Source organism: Bacillus sp. FSL R7-0166 (genome assembly GCF_038008935.1).
In the GTDB taxonomy this organism is placed as follows: domain Bacteria; phylum Bacillota; class Bacilli; order Bacillales; family Bacillaceae; genus Bacillus; species Bacillus altitudinis.
Genome location: NZ_JBBPAC010000001.1, coordinates 1,919,309 through 1,935,830 on the forward strand (window position 1 = coordinate 1,919,309; position 16,522 = coordinate 1,935,830).

A 16,522-nucleotide genomic window follows, 5' to 3' on the forward strand; every position below is an offset into this window, starting at 1 on the left:
AATTCCTCTCGTTATTTCTGTTCAGAGAGGAACTTATGATGAGAGAAACGAATAGTATTCGAGCAAAGTTGTCACAATTTTTAACCATATTGATTCCGATTTTAATTACACAAGCAGGTCTTTCGCTCATCACATTTTTAGACACGGTGATGTCTGGAAAAGTGAGTGCAGAAGACCTAGCAGGTGTTGCGATCGGTTCGAGCATTTGGACACCTGTTTATACTGGCCTCGCTGGCATTTTAATGGCTGTTACCCCTATTGTGGCTCAGCTGATGGGTGGCGGCCGCAGGGAAGACGTTCCTCGTGCAGTCTTCCAGGCCATTTATTTATCTTTTCTTTTAAGTATCGTGGTGATTGTTATTGGATCGTTGTGTGTTCCTTTTATTTTAGGGAGACTTGGGCTTGAACCATCCGTAGAAACCATTGCCCGTCATTTTCTCAGCTTCCTTGCTATTGGGATCATCCCGCTTTTTGGTTATTCAGTCATGAGATCGTTCATTGATGCATTAGGAAAAACACGTGTGACGATGTTCATTACGTTAACCGCACTTCCTATTAATTTTGTTTTAAATTATCTCTTTATTTTTGGAAACTTTGGGTTTCCAAAGCTTGGCGGTGCAGGGGCTGGTCTTGCATCTGCGCTGACGTATTGGGCGATTTTCATCATGAGTATTTGTATTGTCATCAAAGCCGAACCGTTTGCATCCTTTCGGTTGTTTCAGACATTACCTCGTTTTAACGTCTCCCGAATGGGTCAAATACTGAAAATCGGTATCCCTATTGGGTTTGCGATCTTTTTTGAAACAAGTATTTTTGCAGCTGTCACGCTCTTAATGGGTCACTTTGATACCGTGACAATCGCCAGTCACCAAGCAGCGATGAACTTTGCTTCTATTTTATATATCCTGCCGCTTAGTATCTCAATGGCTTTAACGATTGTTGTAGGTTTTGAAGCCGGTGCCATGCGGTATAAAGACGCAAAAAGCTACAGCTATATTGGCATTGCAACAGCTGTTTTGTTCTCATTATGTACTGCAGCACTCATCTTGTTATTTAGACCTGAGATCGCTGGTTTATATACAACTGAATCAGCTGTTTTACAAATGACACAGCACTTTTTGATGTATGCGATCTTTTTCCAGCTGTCTGATGCGATCGCTGCACCCATTCAAGGGGCTCTGCGCGGCTATAAAGATGTGAATTACACACTGATTGCTGCGTTTGTCTCTTACTGGGTCATCGGCCTTCCAGCTGGCTACTTGATTGGCACGTATACCTCATTTGGAGCGTTTGGTTATTGGGTTGGGCTGATTACTGGGCTTGCCGCAGGTGCCATCGTCCTATTTGTTCGTCTCAGGTTGATTGAAAGACGTATGCATTCTGATACAACAGGAAAAGGCAGCTGACTTCAGTCAGCTGCCTTTCATTTAGTCATTCCATTGATACGTCCAGAAAATTTCTTCATCAAACCATTTTTGAACGACTGGTTCTTTGTTTTTCAGCTTTTGTTCAAGCTCTCTTAGCATGCCTTCTGTTTGTGTTCTATGCGCTCTTAGTGCATTTAATTTGATATCGGCTACATCCGTAATATCAATCACAATATCGGCATTTCCTAGCACTTCTTCTCGATTTTTCGTAATGGCCATGCAGTATGTGACAGGACGGTCTTCTTTTTTCTTGCGGTATAGAGCACGAATGACCGCTTCACCTGTCGCATCATGATCAGGGTGTACGCCATGACCTGGATAAAACGTGACAATAAGAGTTGGTTTCACTTCATCAATTATGCGTTCCATCACATCCGCTAAATACTCATCATCTTCAAATTCCAACGTTTTATCTCGAAGACCAAGCATTCGCAAGTCTGTGACATCCATTTCTTTACATGCATTGATTAATTCCTGTTTTCTTAATTCAGGAAGTGTCTCACGGTTAGCATAAGTTGGACTTCCCATATTTCTTCCCATTTCTCCAAGTGTCCCGCATGCATACGTCACTGGAATTCCACGTTTTCTGCTTTGCGCGATGAGCCCTGCGACCCCGAAGGATTCATCGTCGGGGTGAGGCAGCATCACAAGTACATGTTCGTTCATCACTGTTCCCCTCTCTCCTACACCTGAAATGGTGTTTCACTAATTTGTAATGAGATCGCTAGTTTTCCGTCTGGCAGGTGTCCTGCTAACAGCAGGCGACCTTGTTCATCAAACACGTAATCGGTTAAACCTTCTGCGTAAATCCAGCCATCTTCTGTTTTCATTCCGACACGGTATGGACCTTGTCCTTTTATTTTTGCCTGTGAATAGACAACTTTTGCGTTGCGGATATACGCCACGACCGTCATATTTTGCTCATTCACATGAGCTGAATAAGAACCAGTTGTCGTTTCAAGATGAACGAAGACTGGCCGATTTAAAAACGATTCAAGATGTGCTGTGACATCTTCCGTTTGAATTGGTTTCATGAGTGGTTCCTTCCTTCATTTTGAATTAGTTCTCGCAGCTTTTTCGTATGTAAGCTGATCAGCTGTAGTTGATGACCCTGTTCAATCGTGCTTTCTAAAATTCTTTCCACAGCGAGTACATACTTTTGATGTAATGACTTTCTTGCGCGAGGATGGGTGCGTGCATCAAGCAAATCATCTCGTATCGCCTCGTGTAATGAAGTCATATCCACTACATCAAGCTGCCGATTTTTCCATAAAGATTGATAAGCGTGTGCAAGCTCATCGACTGATGACATGTGATCACCTCTACAGTTTTGGTAACAACTTATTATGACATGATCCGCCTGCAAAAAAAAGCAAACTGCTTCGTCTCTTTAATGAGAATTCGCTGTTTTTTTCATTCGGAGTTGAGAGGTTGTAAATAGTAAAATCGCCACCCAAATACAGAGGAATGTCACGATTTTTGCTGCAGATAAGTGTTCGTGATACACAAATAGCCCCAAAAAGAGTGTAATAGTTGGTGCAATATACTGCAAAATACCAACTTGGTATAAAGGAATTCTTTTGGCTCCTTCAGAAAATAAAAGAAGCGGTACAGCTGTAAAGACACCTGCAAAAAATAATAGCCCAAGAGAGCCGAAGCTGCTCGGATTCATCGTGACAACAGGTTCTTTTAAGAAGAAGAATAAGTAAACAAGCGCAGCTGGTGCAAGAAGCAGTGTTTCAATGGTTAATCCAATGGCACTCGTAAAACTCATCCTTTTTTTAATCAGTCCATAAAACCCAAAACTAAAAGCCAATACGAAAGCCACGACAGGAAATGAGCCGTACTGAACAGTTGAGATGATGACCCCAGCTGCAGCAATGAGAATGGCGGTGGTTTGCATTTTATTCAGTCGTTCTTTTAAGAAAATGATGCCTAGTAAAACTGATACAAGCGGATTAATATAATACCCTAAACTCGCTTCCAGCATCAGATCGTGATTTACAGCCCAAATGTATACATACCAGTTGACCGAAATTAAAATAGCCGATAAAAGTAATGAAAAAAGTGCTTTTCCATCTATCATCAGACCTTTCACAGTCTGCATCGCTGGACGGACTTGCTTTAAATATAAAAGAATACCGCACATAAAAACAAAGGACCATATGATTCTGTGCGCTAAAATTTCGCCTGACGAAATATGCTCCATCAGCTTCCAATATAATGGGAATAACCCCCATAATGTAAAAGATGCAGCCGTATATAAGACACCTTTTGATTGCTGTTCGTTCAATCTAACCATTCCTTTCTAAACCTATCGTATATTATAGCACGCACATCACTTTATGGGCATATACTAATTCAGGGCATTTAGAAAGGATGATTTGCATGTTTGACTGGAACCGATTATTTCCTTTTCAAAAGCAATTTTCAAAAGAAGCGTTAAAAAATTCAGATCCTAAAGACGTTGAGCAATATGTCAATCAAGTCATGGAAAGTGTTTTCGGCTCCAATTATTCTGCTCAATTCCCCTTTCAGGATCCGCTGTCTCAGAAGCAGAAAGAAAGAGAGACAGACGATAAAAAAAAGAAAGAGCCGAATGTTGAAGTATTTGAGACGACAGATCACGTGTTTGTCAAAATAGAGCTCGATCGTCCGAACACGGAGAAAGTAAAAATCAAACATACAGCCAATCTGCTGTTTATTGATCATTTTCCTGAAGAGAATAAACAAAAGAAGGTTGTCCTGCCTGCTGCTGTGAAAAGAAAAGGAACGAAGGCTTCGTATCAAGATGGTATTTTAGAAATTATGTTTTTAAAGCATGATGATCCAGGCATTTCTGAAATTGATATTCCATTATAAAAAGCCTGCTTTGAAATGGAAGCAGGCTTACTCTTTTTTCTTAATAATATGGTGGATATCCGCCGCCATAAGGTGGTGGAACAGGCGGTGGTGGTGGCGGGTAATATGGACGAGGATAATTAAAAATCGCACTTCCTAGAAATCCGCCAAGCAGTCCGCCGACTAAAGGAGCGCCAAAACCAAAAAACAAAGGGACTCTAGATTCATATGGCGGAATGCCAGGGGCACCGCCTCGAAAATACGGAGTATGAGGGTACATGCTTTTCTCCTCCTTTGTCATGTGCCTAACATCAGCATATTCATTAGGAGACAAAACGTTTGGGCAAACCTAAAACTAGGCTTGCTCCTTTTTTACATGAGATCCAGCATACTCCCCTGCCCAGCGCGATACTTCTCCGAACACACCATGTAATGCACTCCCTTTTTCGGTTAGACAATAGATGACTTTGACTGGCGTTTCAGGAAGTACAGTGCGCTTTATGATTCCTTCTTGCTCAAGCTCTTTTAAGCGTTCTGCGAGCATTTTTTGACTGATGGATGGAATAATGTCCGTCAGGTCTTTAAACCGCTTCGGACCATCAAGCAATACATGAATGATGAGACCATTCCACCTTTTGCCAAGAAGCAAAAAAGCTTGCTGAATGTTTGGACATAATTGAAATTCCATATATTTCAGCCTTTCTTTTCATAATCGTTTGACAAACTAACGGTGTACAATTTAAAATATATCTCTAGTTACAATAAGTAAGTTTCTCACTTTTTTATTTATTGTACCATACTATTTGCAAAAACGGGAGGAAATATCCATATGGCGAGCGATCAAAAAACGATTGACATTTTAAAAGAAAGAGCTTCAGTAAAAGAGTATGATACAACTCATGAAATGACAAAAGAAGAGTTAAAAGAGCTTCTTGATATCACAACAAAAGCACCATCTGCTTGGAACCTTCAGCATTGGCATTTCACTGTGTTCCATAGTGCTGAATCAAAAGCAAAGCTTCTTCCAATTGCTTACAACCAAAAACAAGTCTCTCAAGCATCAGCTGTGATTGCTGTGCTAGGTGACCTTGAAGCCAATCTAAAGGGTGAAAAAATCTACAGTGAGCTAGCAGAACAAGGCTTCATCACAGAAGATATTAAAGAAACACTGATGACGCAAATCAATGGTGCTTACCAAAGCGAGCAATATGCACGTGAAGCTGCGTATTCAAACGCTTCGTTAGCTGCTATGCAGTTAATGATTGCGGCGAAAGCAATGGGATATGATACATGCGCAATGGGCGGTTTCAGCAAAGAAGCGTACGTAAAAGAATTCAATGTGAGTGGTCGATACGAACCAGTGATGTTGATTTCTGTCGGGAAAGCAGCAAAAGAAGCTCACAAAAGCAATCGTTTTGACATCGAAGAAGTATCTGATTTCCTATAAAAAACGGCACAGTCTCAGCGTCATGCTGGGGCTTTTTTATTTGCTCTGAATATTATTTTTCCATACTTATTTTTAAGTCTTCCTTTCTCATTCTTCACTATTTACCTCTTTTTAAAAATGAAAGCGTTATATTAGTATGATATTCATAAAAATGATTGTTTTTTCTGAAAATGGTCTTGTGATCTAATCTGACAACTGCTATTATTATGAAATTACAAAATATTAGAGGAGGAAAACATGAACAAAAAACTGATACTGGCGCTACTCATCGCGATTCCATTCATTGGACAGCTTGCACTGCTCCCCTTTGTGAATCGTATTCATCCATTTGTCATCGGGCTGCCTTTTTTCCACTTCTGGCTCTTACTATGGATTGTACTCACACCCGTTTGCACATTTATCATTTACAGGATGCAACATTCAAATGGAGGAACTGACGAATGCAAGGAAACTTAACAGCTTTATTGATTACTGCAAGTATCATTTTCATCGTCGTGGTCATCGGTTTTGCCGCTGGTCGTGATAAATCATCAAGACAATCAGTCGAAGAATGGTCTGTTGGCGGGAGAAAATTTGGCGGGCTTCTCGTCTGGTTCCTTGTTGGCGCAGACTTATATACTGCTTATACCTTTTTAGGGCTCACAAGTACAGCTTATACAGCGGGAAGTGTTGCTTTTTTCGCTATCCCCTATTCAGTTCTTGCTTATTTTATTGCGTATTTCTTCTTACCAAAACTTTGGACGGTTGCAAAAAATCACAAGCTGACAACACTTGCTGACTATGCACGTGAGCGATTTGACAGTAAACTGTTATCTAGTTTGATTGCCATTGTTGGTGTACTCATGCTCATTCCATACATTTGTCTTCAGCTCAGCGGGATTCAAGATACGTTAACTGTCGCTGGAACGAGTTATATTAATGTGAATGCAGTTGTTATGATTTCATTTATTTTAGTTGCACTTTATACATTTTTCAGTGGTATTAAAGGTCCTACATATACAGCCATTATTAAAGATATTCTTGTTTGGGTGATCATGCTCTTTATGGTCGTTTCCCTCCCGATTATTCATTTTAACGGCTGGACACCAATGATGAATACGTTAGCTAAGGAAGCTCCACAGCTTCTGACGATTCCTGAAAGCGGCCCTAAAGGCATTTTGTGGTTTATTACCGCATCAGGTGTTTCTGCACTCGCATTATTTATGTGGGCTCATGCAGCAACTGGTGTTTTCACAGCCAAAAGCGCAGATGCCATCCGTAAAAACAGTATGTTTTTACCTCTTTACAACATTGTATTGATTTTGGTCATCTTCCTTGGCTTCATTGCCTTTTTAGTCTTACCGGAAGATACAAATCCAAGATTTGCTCTTCTTCATTTAATTCAGACGTCATATGGCGGCGTGATGCAGGGGCTTGCGTATTCAACGATTGCACTTGCTTCTCTCATTCCATGTTCGATCATGGCCATTGGGGCGTCGAATTTATTTGCCAATAATTTGTACCGTGATTTAATCCATCCAAATGTGTCACCTAAACGGTTAACGATCATTACACGTTCGATGGTATTTATCGTGATCGGTCTTGCTCTTTTATTCGGTATGCTGTTCCCGACTGCGCTCGTCACGCTTCAGCTGATCGGTGTTTCTGGAATGGTTCAAATTTTCCCAGCCATTGCCATCAGCTTGTTCTGGAAAAAACAATCGAGAGAAGCAACGATTGCGGGGCTCATCGTAGGAATTATCGTGACCTTTACAGCGAATATGACACAAATGACATTCGGCCTTTATGAAGGCTTTCTCGGTTTACTAGCAAACGTTGTGGTCATCTTGATATTGAATCCATTCTTCCAGAAGAATGTCGCATCTAATTCTGTGACAAGTGATTTGTTTGAAAAGAATGGGAAAACAACGGAACCTGTGGCTAACAAAGCATAACACAAGAAAAAAGCAGTCCCCTGATAAGGACTGCTTCAGCGTGTAGACAAACCCTCGCATTCTTTGTCAGTCCTGCGTGCTGGTGCTCACGAATGTCAAATTCGCTCCGCTCCAGTACTCGTCCTTCCTAGACTTCAAAGGTTTTCTATCACGCTGAGCTGAAAAGAAGACAAAGGGCTAAAATAAAGTTCATTTTAGCCCTTTGTCAACAATTTGAAGCAGTCCCCTGATGAGGACTGCTTTTTCTATTTCATTTCTTTTTTCAACACTTCAATGGCTTTTTTCATTTGCGTATCATTTTTCTTGAGCTTATCTTGTATGTTTGTCATCAGTACCGTCGTTGTGTCCCCTGTCAGAATACCATCAGCCTTCAGATCGTGATCTGATTGGAAACTTTTCACGACCGACTGGAATGCTTGATCATATTCTCCATTGGCTTTTGCTTTGTAGCCAAGCGCTTGGAACATTTTTTGAGCCGCTTTGACTTCATCTCCATCATCATTCAGTTGATACGTCTTTTTCGGACTTAAGTATGGCAGCTTCGCATAACTCGGCAGAGATGCTTTCACCTGTGGCTCAATTCCTTTTTTGTGAATCCAAGACCCGTCTGGTGTCAACCACTTGGCAATGGTTAATTTCACACTAGAACCATCATTGTAGCTTTGCGCATTTTGAACAGTCCCTTTACCAAATGTCTTTTCTCCAACAAGTTGAATGCTAGAGGATTGGTGCAGAGCTGCCGCCATGATTTCAGCAGCACTCGCTGAACCGCCGTTTACAAGAACAACTGTCGGCTGATGAACTTTGCGTTCTTTTTCCGCTTTGTACACTTGTTTCTTTCCTTTTTCCTCAACCTGCATAATGACTTTTCCTTTATCGATAAAGTCATTGCTCATTTCAATTGCTTCTGTCATAATGCCGCCTGGATTATCTCTCAGATCAATGACAAAACCTTTTGCCCCTTTTTTCTCGAGGTCATCAATCGCTTTATCTAACTCTTTAGACGTGGTTTCAGCAAAAGACGTGATTTGGATTTCGCCTATTTTATCTTTTGTTAGTTTTGCATACACCGTTTCAAGTGGAATCGTATCTCTTGTGATCGTGACATCCACATTTCCAACACCTTGTCGGTTCAAATGCAGTTTGACATCCGTTCCTTTTTTCCCTCTGATAAGAGAAACGGCTTTATTCACTGACATGCCTTTTGTACTTTTACTATCCACTTTTAAAATACGATCATGAGGTTTCAAACCAGCTTTTTCAGCAGGAGAGCCTTTAATCGGTGCGACAATTAAAATTTGTCCATCCTTCTCTTCTACTTGTGCACCAATTCCTTCAAATGAAGATGAAATGGTGTTGTTAAACCCTTCGGCTTCCTCCTGATCCATATATGTAGAGTATGGATCATCAAGTGATGCAATCATTCCTTGAATCGCACCGTCTACTAGTTTTTGATCATCCGTTTTTTCGTAATACTCGTTTTTTACCTTCGTATATGCAGCCATGAGTTTACTAAACTTCTCATCTCCTGAAACGCTGACAGCACCTTGTTTTGTGATCACAAATGTAATCGCTGAGGAAAGCGCTGCTGTCACCAGAATGGCTATCACGAACTTGAATTGTTTTTTCAAAAAAACACCACCTTTATCTCCTTTCATTATTATCAAGGACGATTCTTCATCCGTCAACCAAAGGATCAAACTTCTATTTGAAAAGATAAGCCATTTAGCCTTGCAATGCATAATCTTTAGAGAGAAACATGATAAGGAAAGAAGGGATTCCATGAGTGACTATGTAGAAATGCTTGCCTATTTTGGTGTATCAGGTGCCCATCCTGGCGGAATTGAGCTAACAAAAACGATGATTGAGCATCTTCACTTGGCGTCTGACGATCGTATACTGGATGTTGGATGCGGCACAGGACAAACAGCCGCCTATCTAGGACATTTAGGTTATGAAGTAGAGGCGATTGATACACACCCTTTGATGATTGAAAAAGCCAATCTGCGATTCGAGCGGGAACAACTACCTTTCCGTGCACAGCAAGCATCGATCGAACACCTGCCATTTTCAGATGACTCGTTCTCTCTACTGATCAGTGAATCTGTTTTAAGTTTCACCCATTTACCTGCTGCGCTTGCTGAGATCAAACGGGTGCTTGCTCCTGGGAAACAATTGATCGCAAATGAGGCTGTGTTAAAAGTGCCGCTTCCCTCAAAAGAACAGGCAACCATTCGGGAGTTTTATGGGTTTCACTCCCTCTTTTCATTTTCTGAATGGAAAAGGCAGTTAGCGTCCGCAGGATTCCGTGACATTCAGATTCTCTCATTCGATGAGCACATGGTGCAGGAAGAGCCGACCGAAATGGAATTATCAGATCAAATACCACCTTCTCTTTATGATACATTACAGACACACTATGACCTGATTCAAACACACCGAGAACACCTGAGTCACCTTGTATTTGAATGTACAGTATAAAATGAGCGAATCTCCTATATGTTTTGTCCAAACTCTATGAAGTCTTTCGCATAGGATAAGAGTGAAAAGAGTTTGTCATAAGGAGGAAAAACATGGAGCGCTACTATAAACTTTGTCAGCAGCATATGGGAAAAGTAGCTAGAATTACTGATCGAAATGGCAGAGTACATGTTGGACGTATTGAGCGGGTGTCAAACCGCAAAGTTTATATCCGACCAGTCGGCGGGTCCCGCAGGGGCTTAGGCTTTGGCTATTACGGAGGTTATTACGGAGGCTATTATGGCTGGGGTCCAGCTTATGGCATTGGACTCGGTTTTATTACCGGCTTCGCATTAGCAGGTTTGCTCTTTTTTTAAAACGGCGTATAAAAGAAGGCCTCCCAGCTTCGGGAGGCCTTTTATTTGTTTATATTTTCTTCACTTTGTTCATATACTCTTCGAATGTTAAATCATGATCGTGCATCGCTTTTGCAGCTTCTTTCCCTACATAGCGCAAGTGCCACGGCTCATATTCATATTTCGTGATGTCTTCTTTCCCTTTTGGATAACGGATGATAAAGCCATATTTATAAGCGTTTTTGGCTACCCATTTACCATCAGGTGTTTCACCAAATTTTTCAGAGATTTCAAAGCCGGCACTTTTTGAGGAAATATCCATAGCTAAACCTGTTTGATGTTCACTTTCGCCTGGTAAGGCTACGGCTTCTTGGGCTTTTTCTTTCCCTTTTAGTTTCACTTCACTATCAAAAATGACTTTTTGACGATCATAGGAACGATAGCCCGATACTGCAGCAAGCTCAAAGTTTTCCTTTTTAGCACCTTTGAATAACTTCGCAAGTGCCTCCGCTGCTTCTTTTCGAATATATCGTTTTTCAATATCCTCTGAAAAAGAGAATTCCACTTTTGGTACAACGAGATCAGAAGGTTTATAGGTTCCTGGCAGTGCATATTCTTTGTTCACTAAGGCAAGCACATTTTCAGGGTTTTGAATGGTCTTCAGTCCGCTCACTACCTTGATGTCATTGAAATATTCACTCTTTAACGTCAGCTCTTGATTAGATGAATCTGCCGTATCGTTTGAGTTTTGCTGGGGTGATGAACTTGCTGCGTTCTTTTGTTCGTTTGTTTTGTTAGATTCAGTGGTACCGCTTTTCTGATCCAGCAACTGGCAGCCTGATAATGCGGCCGTCAAACCAAGAATCGATGCGATTGAGAGTATTTTATAGCTTTTCTTCATGACATACCTTCCTTTTGCTCTACTAAAAAAATAAAGATGCGCTACATCGTAGCACACCCTTTATACTATTATAAAACAGAATCTAGTGCAATTAAGATCATTTCGTCAAATGTCGTTTGACGCTCTTCAGCAGTTGTTTCTTCTCCTGTTAGCACATGATCGCTCACTGTCAGAATCGACAACGCTTTTCTGCCAAATTTTGCAGCAAGCGTATAAAGAGCCGTTGTCTCCATTTCGATCGCTAGAATTCCATATTGGTCCATCAGCTCAAGTGGTTTTTCATTATAAAACTGGTCTGCTGTAAATACATTCCCAACACGCACAGCTACATTTTTCGCTTCTGCTGTGTCGTAGGCTTTTTTCAGTAAACCAAAATCAGCACATGGTGCGTAATCAATCGGTCCAAATGCCACACGGTTCATTTGAGAATCTGTTGATGATGTTTGAGCTAAGATGACGTCACGTACATTGACATCTTTTTTGATCGCTCCGCAAGAACCAACACGGATTAAGTTTTGAACATCATAGCTTTGGATCAGCTCATTCACATAGATCGAAATAGACGGTACGCCCATTCCAGTACCTTGTACAGAAATGCGTTTTCCTTTATATGTTCCAGTATAACCATACATGCCGCGCACTTCGTTATAGCACACAACATCTTCTAAATATGTATCTGCAATATATTTCGCACGAAGCGGATCGCCTGGAAGCAATACCGTTTCTGCAATTTGTCCTTTTTCTGCTCCAATATGTACACTCATTTTTTAGCCTCCACTTACGTTTAACATGTGTTTAGTCCCATTTATTATAAACGATTGAGATCAAAAAAGAAAATACCAGCTGAAAGTAAAGCTGGCATCGTCGTTTATATTTAACTCATCGTCATTAGGCGTTCACTGCGTTTCCATCCTGCCGGAAAGAGCTGGTAGTAGCACTTCCCTTTTTTCTGGTCATCAATCACAACGATATCCCCTGTTGTGATAAACCGTGCATTGTAATCATTAGGGACTGTATCTTGTACATTAAATGTCGAGAATGCTTTTTCCAGTACATCAAGGTGTGTCCTGCCGCCAATCTTTGTCCGGTACACAGGTTGATGTCCGCTTTCTGCACCATATTCAGGTGTTTGATAAATGGTTAAGTGATAAGCTGAAGGTTTCTTTTGAAAAAATCTCAACGTCAATTGCATTCAAATCCCTCCCCTTTTATATAAAATTGGCTGGGATCTATGAATTTCCTTCTTCTATTTTTGTCGAATGACAGACAATTTTTCGTCAATCTTTTTACATATGAGAAATAAAGCTAGTCCTATCGCAAAGCCCCCTGCTACATCAGTGACATAATGAACACCGATATACATCCTGCTGATGCCGATCATCAGCACATAGCACCCTGTCACCATGTAGACTGCTTTTTGTCTCTTTTTCAGCCACGGAACCATTTCAATGAATAGATAGGCGATAAATGGATAGATCGTTGCTGCATTCATAGAATGTCCGCTCGGAAAGCTGTAATAGGTCTCATTCACTAGATGATCAAAGGCTGGACGATCTCTAGCAAACAGTCCTTTCAGTTCATGATTGACCGTTTTTTCTGCTATATATAGTAGAAAAAGCAGCATAATAGAGTGGTAGCGTTTATACATAAACAGCACCACGCTAAAGATGAGCATGATTGGGACAAGCAGCGCACTGATACCAAAGTCAGTCAAAGTCAGCATGACATCATTTAAAAAAGGAAGTCTGATGTTTTCAAACGATAAGATGATCTGGTTGTCCAACTCCTGGAACATGCCAGACACCATAAGCGCTGCGATGGCGCCAAACAAAAGGAAAAAAATGATGACATACACGCGAACCAATTCCCCTCCCTTTCTACTCAGAATCTCTTCAAAGTATAGTGCCTACCGCGCCTCTTCTTCAACTATCATTGCTTTCCTCAGCATATATTCAAATGTAATATCGGCAAGCTCAAACGTTTCCAGCTCAGATGGTATGTACCCTCTTTTGACCAGCTCCGTGTAGAAGAATTCTGCAATTTCCTCTGTATCAATCACCAAATCTGCTTCTTTCATTGCTTTCCGCCTCCTTTTTTATGATGTATGAACGCTGCCTTATTTTTATTACAGTTTGTCATAATGGCTCATTCCATACATATAAATGCAGTAAACGAAAAGAAAAGGGGCATGAGGCAATGAAATGGTTAAGCATTTTAGATGGACATACTTTTGATCAGGTGATGGGCCGTATCTTGAGGGGATGGTTTTATGTGATTGCTTTTTTCTGTGTTCCTTACTTTTTATTCGTGTTAGGACAAGTCTTCTTTTAACCAAAATGCTCGTTTAAACTTTCCAAAATAAAGTCCATCATATCCTTATATTCTGGGTCTTTGAAAAATTCATAGAGAATTTTATAATCATTGTAAATATCAAGAAGCTCATCCACTATAGATACAGCGAGAAATTCTAGTGATGCTTCGCTTTCTTGTTTCTCTTCTAACTGTAATAGAGCGGTTTGCACCATATCTTCCTCTATTTCTTTTGAGGTTTCTCCAACGTAATGCACAAAAAGAAGCTGATGAACAAACTGATCCATCTCATATTTTCTTAGGACAAGCGTCAAGTCTTCTTCTTCTGTTTCCAGCCATTCTCCGTCTTTTAACCTTGTCAGTTCATAAATGACATCTTCCCAGCCATCTTCAAGGTAGCGCCATATCTCAGTCCGATGGCCAATGATTTTAAATAGCTCTTTCCCGTAATCCTTTACATATACAACATCGCCAATGAGGAACTCATATTCAATGTCCAGCTTTTCTGTATCTACAATCACCCCGTCGTATTCATCGTAAAGCTGGAGTGATGTTTCAAAATAAAGCACCTCATTATGATTGACCTCATATAGATAATGTTGGTCAATTTGATGGACTTTTGTTATCGTTCCAACTGTGCCGTACATGACAACGACGACAATATCCCCTACTTTATATTTTGGTGCTTTCGCCTTCATTCTGTCTCCCCCTTGCCCGACTTTTGGTCTTAACGTATCGTATGCCGGCGCAAGGAATTCTGCATGGGCAACCACACCATGCAAAACGCCATTTTATTTCTTCATGAAAAAACCGCTTCTTCCATACGGAACAAGCGGTTGTGTGTGTTATTTTTTTTTGACTTCTACTTCGTATTGCTCAAAAGCCTCATCAAATGTCGTCATGGAGCTTAAATAGTCCCCATTTAACTCTAAATAGGCACATAGCTCATGATAATCAGTGGATGCTTTAGGAAAGCTGTGATCTTCATAAGCAGCATTTGCAAAATGACTGATGTCATCCTTTGGTTTTGGATGTCTGTACTTCATTAAATAATGGTAAAACGACTTCACCTGTTTTTCCCTCCGCGACACTCTATTTTGTTGTTATATTATACAGGAATTTGATGACTTGTATAGGCGGAGGTACAACTTATGAAGAAAAATCAAAGTAATTACGCTTTAATAACCGCTCCATGCTCATTAATTCTGCATATAAGATTTTTTCTGGAAGTTTTGTTTGATCGACTAAAATTAATTGATCTTCTATCTCTTTTACTGTCTCATCCTTCTGATACGTCATCCCGCAATGCGTGCAAGAAATCGAAGGCGTTTCCAAAATCTCAATCGATTGTGTGCCCGTGATGAGTTCCCAATAGACTGTGGTCTCTCCTGCGTTCGCTTTCTTCTCCTCACACCAATCACATGTCAGCAACGTTATTTCTCCTCCTTTACGGTTTGTTCTTTTTTGAGCTGGGCTTGATATTTCTTCTCTTTTAATTCATCTCGTTTTTCACGTTTGTTTTTGAGCGTATCATGTTCAGGATTCGTTTCATAAGACTCTCTTCGTTTCATTCGGCTTAAATTTTCAGGCGTAAAGGATCTTGCTTCATCCTCAAATAGAGCAGTTATGCCAATGGCGGGTTCTTTCTTTTCTTCATAGATTTCATTAAAATACGCATCCGCTTGGCCGGCGACGTAATGTTCCGGCTCTGGATAAGAGGTGATCACACCTTCAAAGTTACGCAGGACCACTTTCTCTGGGCTTTGAGATAATAAATAATTTGGCTGTAAGGTGATCTTACCTCCTCCGCCTGGTGCATCTACAACAAAGCTTGGCACGGCATAACCACTCGTATGTCCTCTTAAGCCTTCAATGATTTCAAGGCCTTTTGAAACCGGTGTTCTAAAGTGGCCGATCCCCTCAGATAAATCACATTGATAAATATAATAAGGTCTGACGCGAATCATGACGAGATCATGCATCAGCTTCTTCATAATTGGAACACTGTCGTTAATTCCTGCTAGGATCACCGCCTGATTGCCAACAGGGACGCCAGCATTGACAAGGCGCTCACACGCTTCTTTCGCTTCTTTTGTGATTTCAATGCTTGTATTAAAGTGAGTGTTCAGCCAAACAGGATGATATTTTTTTAAAATCTCACACAATTCATCTGTAATTCGCTGCGGAAACACGACCGGTGCACGTGTTCCAATTCGAATGATTTCAACGTGAGGAATGTCTCGTAAGTTTTTCAAAATGTATTCAAGCACTTGATCATTAATTAACAGCCCGTCACCGCCTGAAATTAACACATCCCGCACTTCAGGGGTTTCTCTAATATATCCAATGGCGGCATCTAATTGCTTTTTCGGCACGCCCATCCCGATTTGACCGGAAAAACGCCTTCTCGTACAATAGCGGCAGTACATGGAGCACTGATTTGTGACAAGAAACAGCACACGATCTGGGTATCGGTGCGTTAAACCTGGAACAGGTGAATCCTCATCTTCATGGAGCGGATCTTCGAGGTCATATTTTGTTTTATGAAGCTCCTCTGCAATTGGTACAGACTGCATACGAATTGGGCATCTTGGATCATCTGGATTCATCAGTGAGGCATAGTAGGGTGTTATGTTGAGTGGAATGGTTTTCGTGGAAATCTTCACCCCTTCTTTTTCCTCTTCTGTTAAGTTCACGACTTTTTCTAAATCTTCTAGCGTTTTGACCGTATGCGTCAGCTGCCAAATCCAGTCGTTCCACTTTTCCTCGGGTACGTCCTTCCAAAGTTCAATGTCCTTCCAATGTCGCGCAGGTTGATACAGTTTTTGATTCATATCCATTCCCCC

At 40.9% G+C, this 16,522-nt stretch carries 24 protein-coding genes; 8 read left to right on the forward strand and 16 right to left on the reverse strand.

Features of this window, described 5'->3' with window-relative positions; translation table 11 throughout:
• Positions 1-38: 38 nt before the first annotated feature.
• Positions 39-1,406 carry an MATE family efflux transporter gene (locus NST01_RS09680; protein WP_017359498.1) on the forward strand — a complete coding sequence of 456 codons (1,368 nt, stop codon included), beginning with the start codon at positions 39-41 and terminating at the stop codon, positions 1,404-1,406.
• A 21-nt stretch (positions 1,407-1,427) separates the two neighbouring features.
• Here the strand turns inward: NST01_RS09680 and bshB2 are convergent, their stop codons facing one another.
• The 4 genes from bshB2 to rarD all read right to left on the reverse strand — a co-directional run bounded on the left by bshB2 (position 1,428) and on the right by rarD (position 3,729).
• Complete coding sequence (bshB2, locus tag NST01_RS09685; RefSeq protein WP_007500738.1) at positions 1,428-2,093, reverse strand: bacillithiol biosynthesis deacetylase BshB2; 666 nt, start codon at positions 2,091-2,093, stop codon at positions 1,428-1,430.
• Between the two features lie 17 nt (positions 2,094-2,110).
• Positions 2,111-2,461, reverse strand: coding sequence for a YojF family protein (locus tag NST01_RS09690; RefSeq protein WP_008346474.1), 351 nt, complete (start codon positions 2,459-2,461; stop codon positions 2,111-2,113).
• A complete protein-coding gene (locus NST01_RS09695; protein WP_008346472.1) occupies positions 2,458-2,739 on the reverse strand; it encodes a hypothetical protein in 282 nt (93 codons plus the stop codon). The genes NST01_RS09690 and NST01_RS09695 overlap by 4 nt, the downstream gene beginning before the upstream one ends.
• Positions 2,740-2,817: 78 nt before the next feature.
• On the reverse strand, positions 2,818-3,729 hold the full coding sequence (gene rarD, locus NST01_RS09700; protein WP_034646492.1) for an EamA family transporter RarD: 912 nt from the start codon (positions 3,727-3,729) through the stop codon (positions 2,818-2,820).
• An 86-nt stretch (positions 3,730-3,815) separates the two neighbouring features.
• Here rarD and NST01_RS09705 point away from each other — a divergent pair, with 86 nt between their 5' ends.
• Positions 3,816-4,289, forward strand: a complete 474-nt coding sequence (locus NST01_RS09705; protein WP_008346468.1) for a germination protein GerT — start codon at positions 3,816-3,818, stop codon at positions 4,287-4,289.
• A 40-nt stretch (positions 4,290-4,329) separates the two neighbouring features.
• On the opposite strand, the gene NST01_RS09710 is transcribed toward NST01_RS09705, so the two are convergent.
• A complete protein-coding gene (locus NST01_RS09710; protein ID WP_003215921.1) occupies positions 4,330-4,548 on the reverse strand; it encodes a hypothetical protein in 219 nt (72 codons plus the stop codon).
• Positions 4,549-4,623: 75 nt separating this feature from the next.
• Entirely contained in the window at positions 4,624-4,956 is a 333-nt protein-coding gene (locus NST01_RS09715; protein ID WP_008346466.1) for a winged helix-turn-helix transcriptional regulator, read from the reverse strand.
• A gap of 141 nt (positions 4,957-5,097) precedes the next feature.
• Here NST01_RS09715 and NST01_RS09720 point away from each other — a divergent pair, with 141 nt between their 5' ends.
• From NST01_RS09720 to NST01_RS09730, 3 genes are all read left to right on the forward strand, one after another.
• A complete protein-coding gene (locus NST01_RS09720; protein WP_008346464.1) occupies positions 5,098-5,715 on the forward strand; it encodes a nitroreductase family protein in 618 nt (205 codons plus the stop codon).
• 237 nt (positions 5,716-5,952) lie between these two features.
• Positions 5,953-6,171, forward strand: coding sequence for a DUF3311 domain-containing protein (locus tag NST01_RS09725; RefSeq protein WP_017359680.1), 219 nt, complete (start codon positions 5,953-5,955; stop codon positions 6,169-6,171).
• Positions 6,156-7,649, forward strand: coding sequence for a sodium:solute symporter family protein (locus NST01_RS09730; RefSeq protein WP_098680955.1), 1,494 nt, complete (start codon positions 6,156-6,158; stop codon positions 7,647-7,649). Before NST01_RS09725 ends, NST01_RS09730 begins: the two co-directional genes overlap by 16 nt.
• A 245-nt stretch (positions 7,650-7,894) precedes the next feature.
• Here NST01_RS09730 and NST01_RS09735 read toward each other — a convergent pair whose 3' ends face one another.
• A complete protein-coding gene (locus tag NST01_RS09735; RefSeq protein WP_017367455.1) occupies positions 7,895-9,280 on the reverse strand; it encodes a S41 family peptidase in 1,386 nt (461 codons plus the stop codon).
• Between the two features lie 151 nt (positions 9,281-9,431).
• Between NST01_RS09735 and NST01_RS09740 the strand changes: the two genes are divergently transcribed.
• Together NST01_RS09740 and NST01_RS09745 are read left to right on the forward strand one after the other, a co-directional pair.
• The gene (locus NST01_RS09740; protein WP_017367456.1) at positions 9,432-10,130 is read left to right on the forward strand and encodes a class I SAM-dependent methyltransferase; all 699 of its coding nucleotides are present in this window, start codon (positions 9,432-9,434) and stop codon (positions 10,128-10,130) included.
• A gap of 92 nt (positions 10,131-10,222) precedes the next feature.
• Positions 10,223-10,486 (forward strand): hypothetical protein, encoded by a 264-nt coding sequence (locus NST01_RS09745; protein WP_017359682.1) that lies wholly within the window; start codon positions 10,223-10,225, stop codon positions 10,484-10,486.
• A gap of 49 nt (positions 10,487-10,535) precedes the next feature.
• Here the strand turns inward: NST01_RS09745 and NST01_RS09750 are convergent, their stop codons facing one another.
• The 5 genes from NST01_RS09750 to NST01_RS09770 form a co-directional block, all read right to left on the reverse strand.
• On the reverse strand, positions 10,536-11,366 hold the full coding sequence (locus NST01_RS09750) for a M15 family metallopeptidase (protein WP_017367458.1): 831 nt from the start codon (positions 11,364-11,366) through the stop codon (positions 10,536-10,538).
• A gap of 68 nt (positions 11,367-11,434) precedes the next feature.
• Positions 11,435-12,130 (reverse strand): purine-nucleoside phosphorylase, encoded by a 696-nt coding sequence (gene deoD, locus NST01_RS09755; RefSeq protein WP_007500754.1) that lies wholly within the window; start codon positions 12,128-12,130, stop codon positions 11,435-11,437.
• A gap of 110 nt (positions 12,131-12,240) precedes the next feature.
• Positions 12,241-12,558, reverse strand: coding sequence for a YodL domain-containing protein (locus NST01_RS09760; protein ID WP_007500756.1), 318 nt, complete (start codon positions 12,556-12,558; stop codon positions 12,241-12,243).
• A 54-nt stretch (positions 12,559-12,612) separates the two neighbouring features.
• Positions 12,613-13,221, reverse strand: a complete 609-nt coding sequence (locus NST01_RS09765; RefSeq protein ID WP_074041993.1) for a phosphatase PAP2 family protein — start codon at positions 13,219-13,221, stop codon at positions 12,613-12,615.
• Positions 13,222-13,272: 51 nt separating this feature from the next.
• Complete coding sequence (locus tag NST01_RS09770; RefSeq protein ID WP_008346445.1) at positions 13,273-13,443, reverse strand: YozD family protein; 171 nt, start codon at positions 13,441-13,443, stop codon at positions 13,273-13,275.
• Positions 13,444-13,562: 119 nt separating this feature from the next.
• Here NST01_RS09770 and NST01_RS09775 point away from each other — a divergent pair, with 119 nt between their 5' ends.
• Positions 13,563-13,697: a hypothetical protein gene (locus NST01_RS09775; protein WP_017359686.1), complete on the forward strand. Its 135-nt coding sequence runs from the start codon at positions 13,563-13,565 to the stop codon at positions 13,695-13,697.
• Here NST01_RS09775 and NST01_RS09780 read toward each other — a convergent pair.
• The 4 genes from NST01_RS09780 to ablA form a co-directional block, all read right to left on the reverse strand.
• Positions 13,694-14,374 (reverse strand): hypothetical protein, encoded by a 681-nt coding sequence (locus NST01_RS09780; RefSeq protein ID WP_008346441.1) that lies wholly within the window; start codon positions 14,372-14,374, stop codon positions 13,694-13,696. The two genes, NST01_RS09775 and NST01_RS09780, sit on opposite strands and share 4 nt — an antisense overlap.
• A 147-nt stretch (positions 14,375-14,521) precedes the next feature.
• Positions 14,522-14,746 (reverse strand): YozE family protein, encoded by a 225-nt coding sequence (locus NST01_RS09785; RefSeq protein ID WP_008346438.1) that lies wholly within the window; start codon positions 14,744-14,746, stop codon positions 14,522-14,524.
• Between the two features lie 79 nt (positions 14,747-14,825).
• Entirely contained in the window at positions 14,826-15,107 is a 282-nt protein-coding gene (locus NST01_RS09790; RefSeq protein WP_098680796.1) for a YokU family protein, read from the reverse strand.
• 2 nt (positions 15,108-15,109) lie between these two features.
• Positions 15,110-16,510: a lysine 2,3-aminomutase gene (gene ablA, locus NST01_RS09795; RefSeq protein ID WP_008346434.1), complete on the reverse strand. Its 1,401-nt coding sequence runs from the start codon at positions 16,508-16,510 to the stop codon at positions 15,110-15,112.
• Positions 16,511-16,522 lie beyond the last annotated feature (12 nt).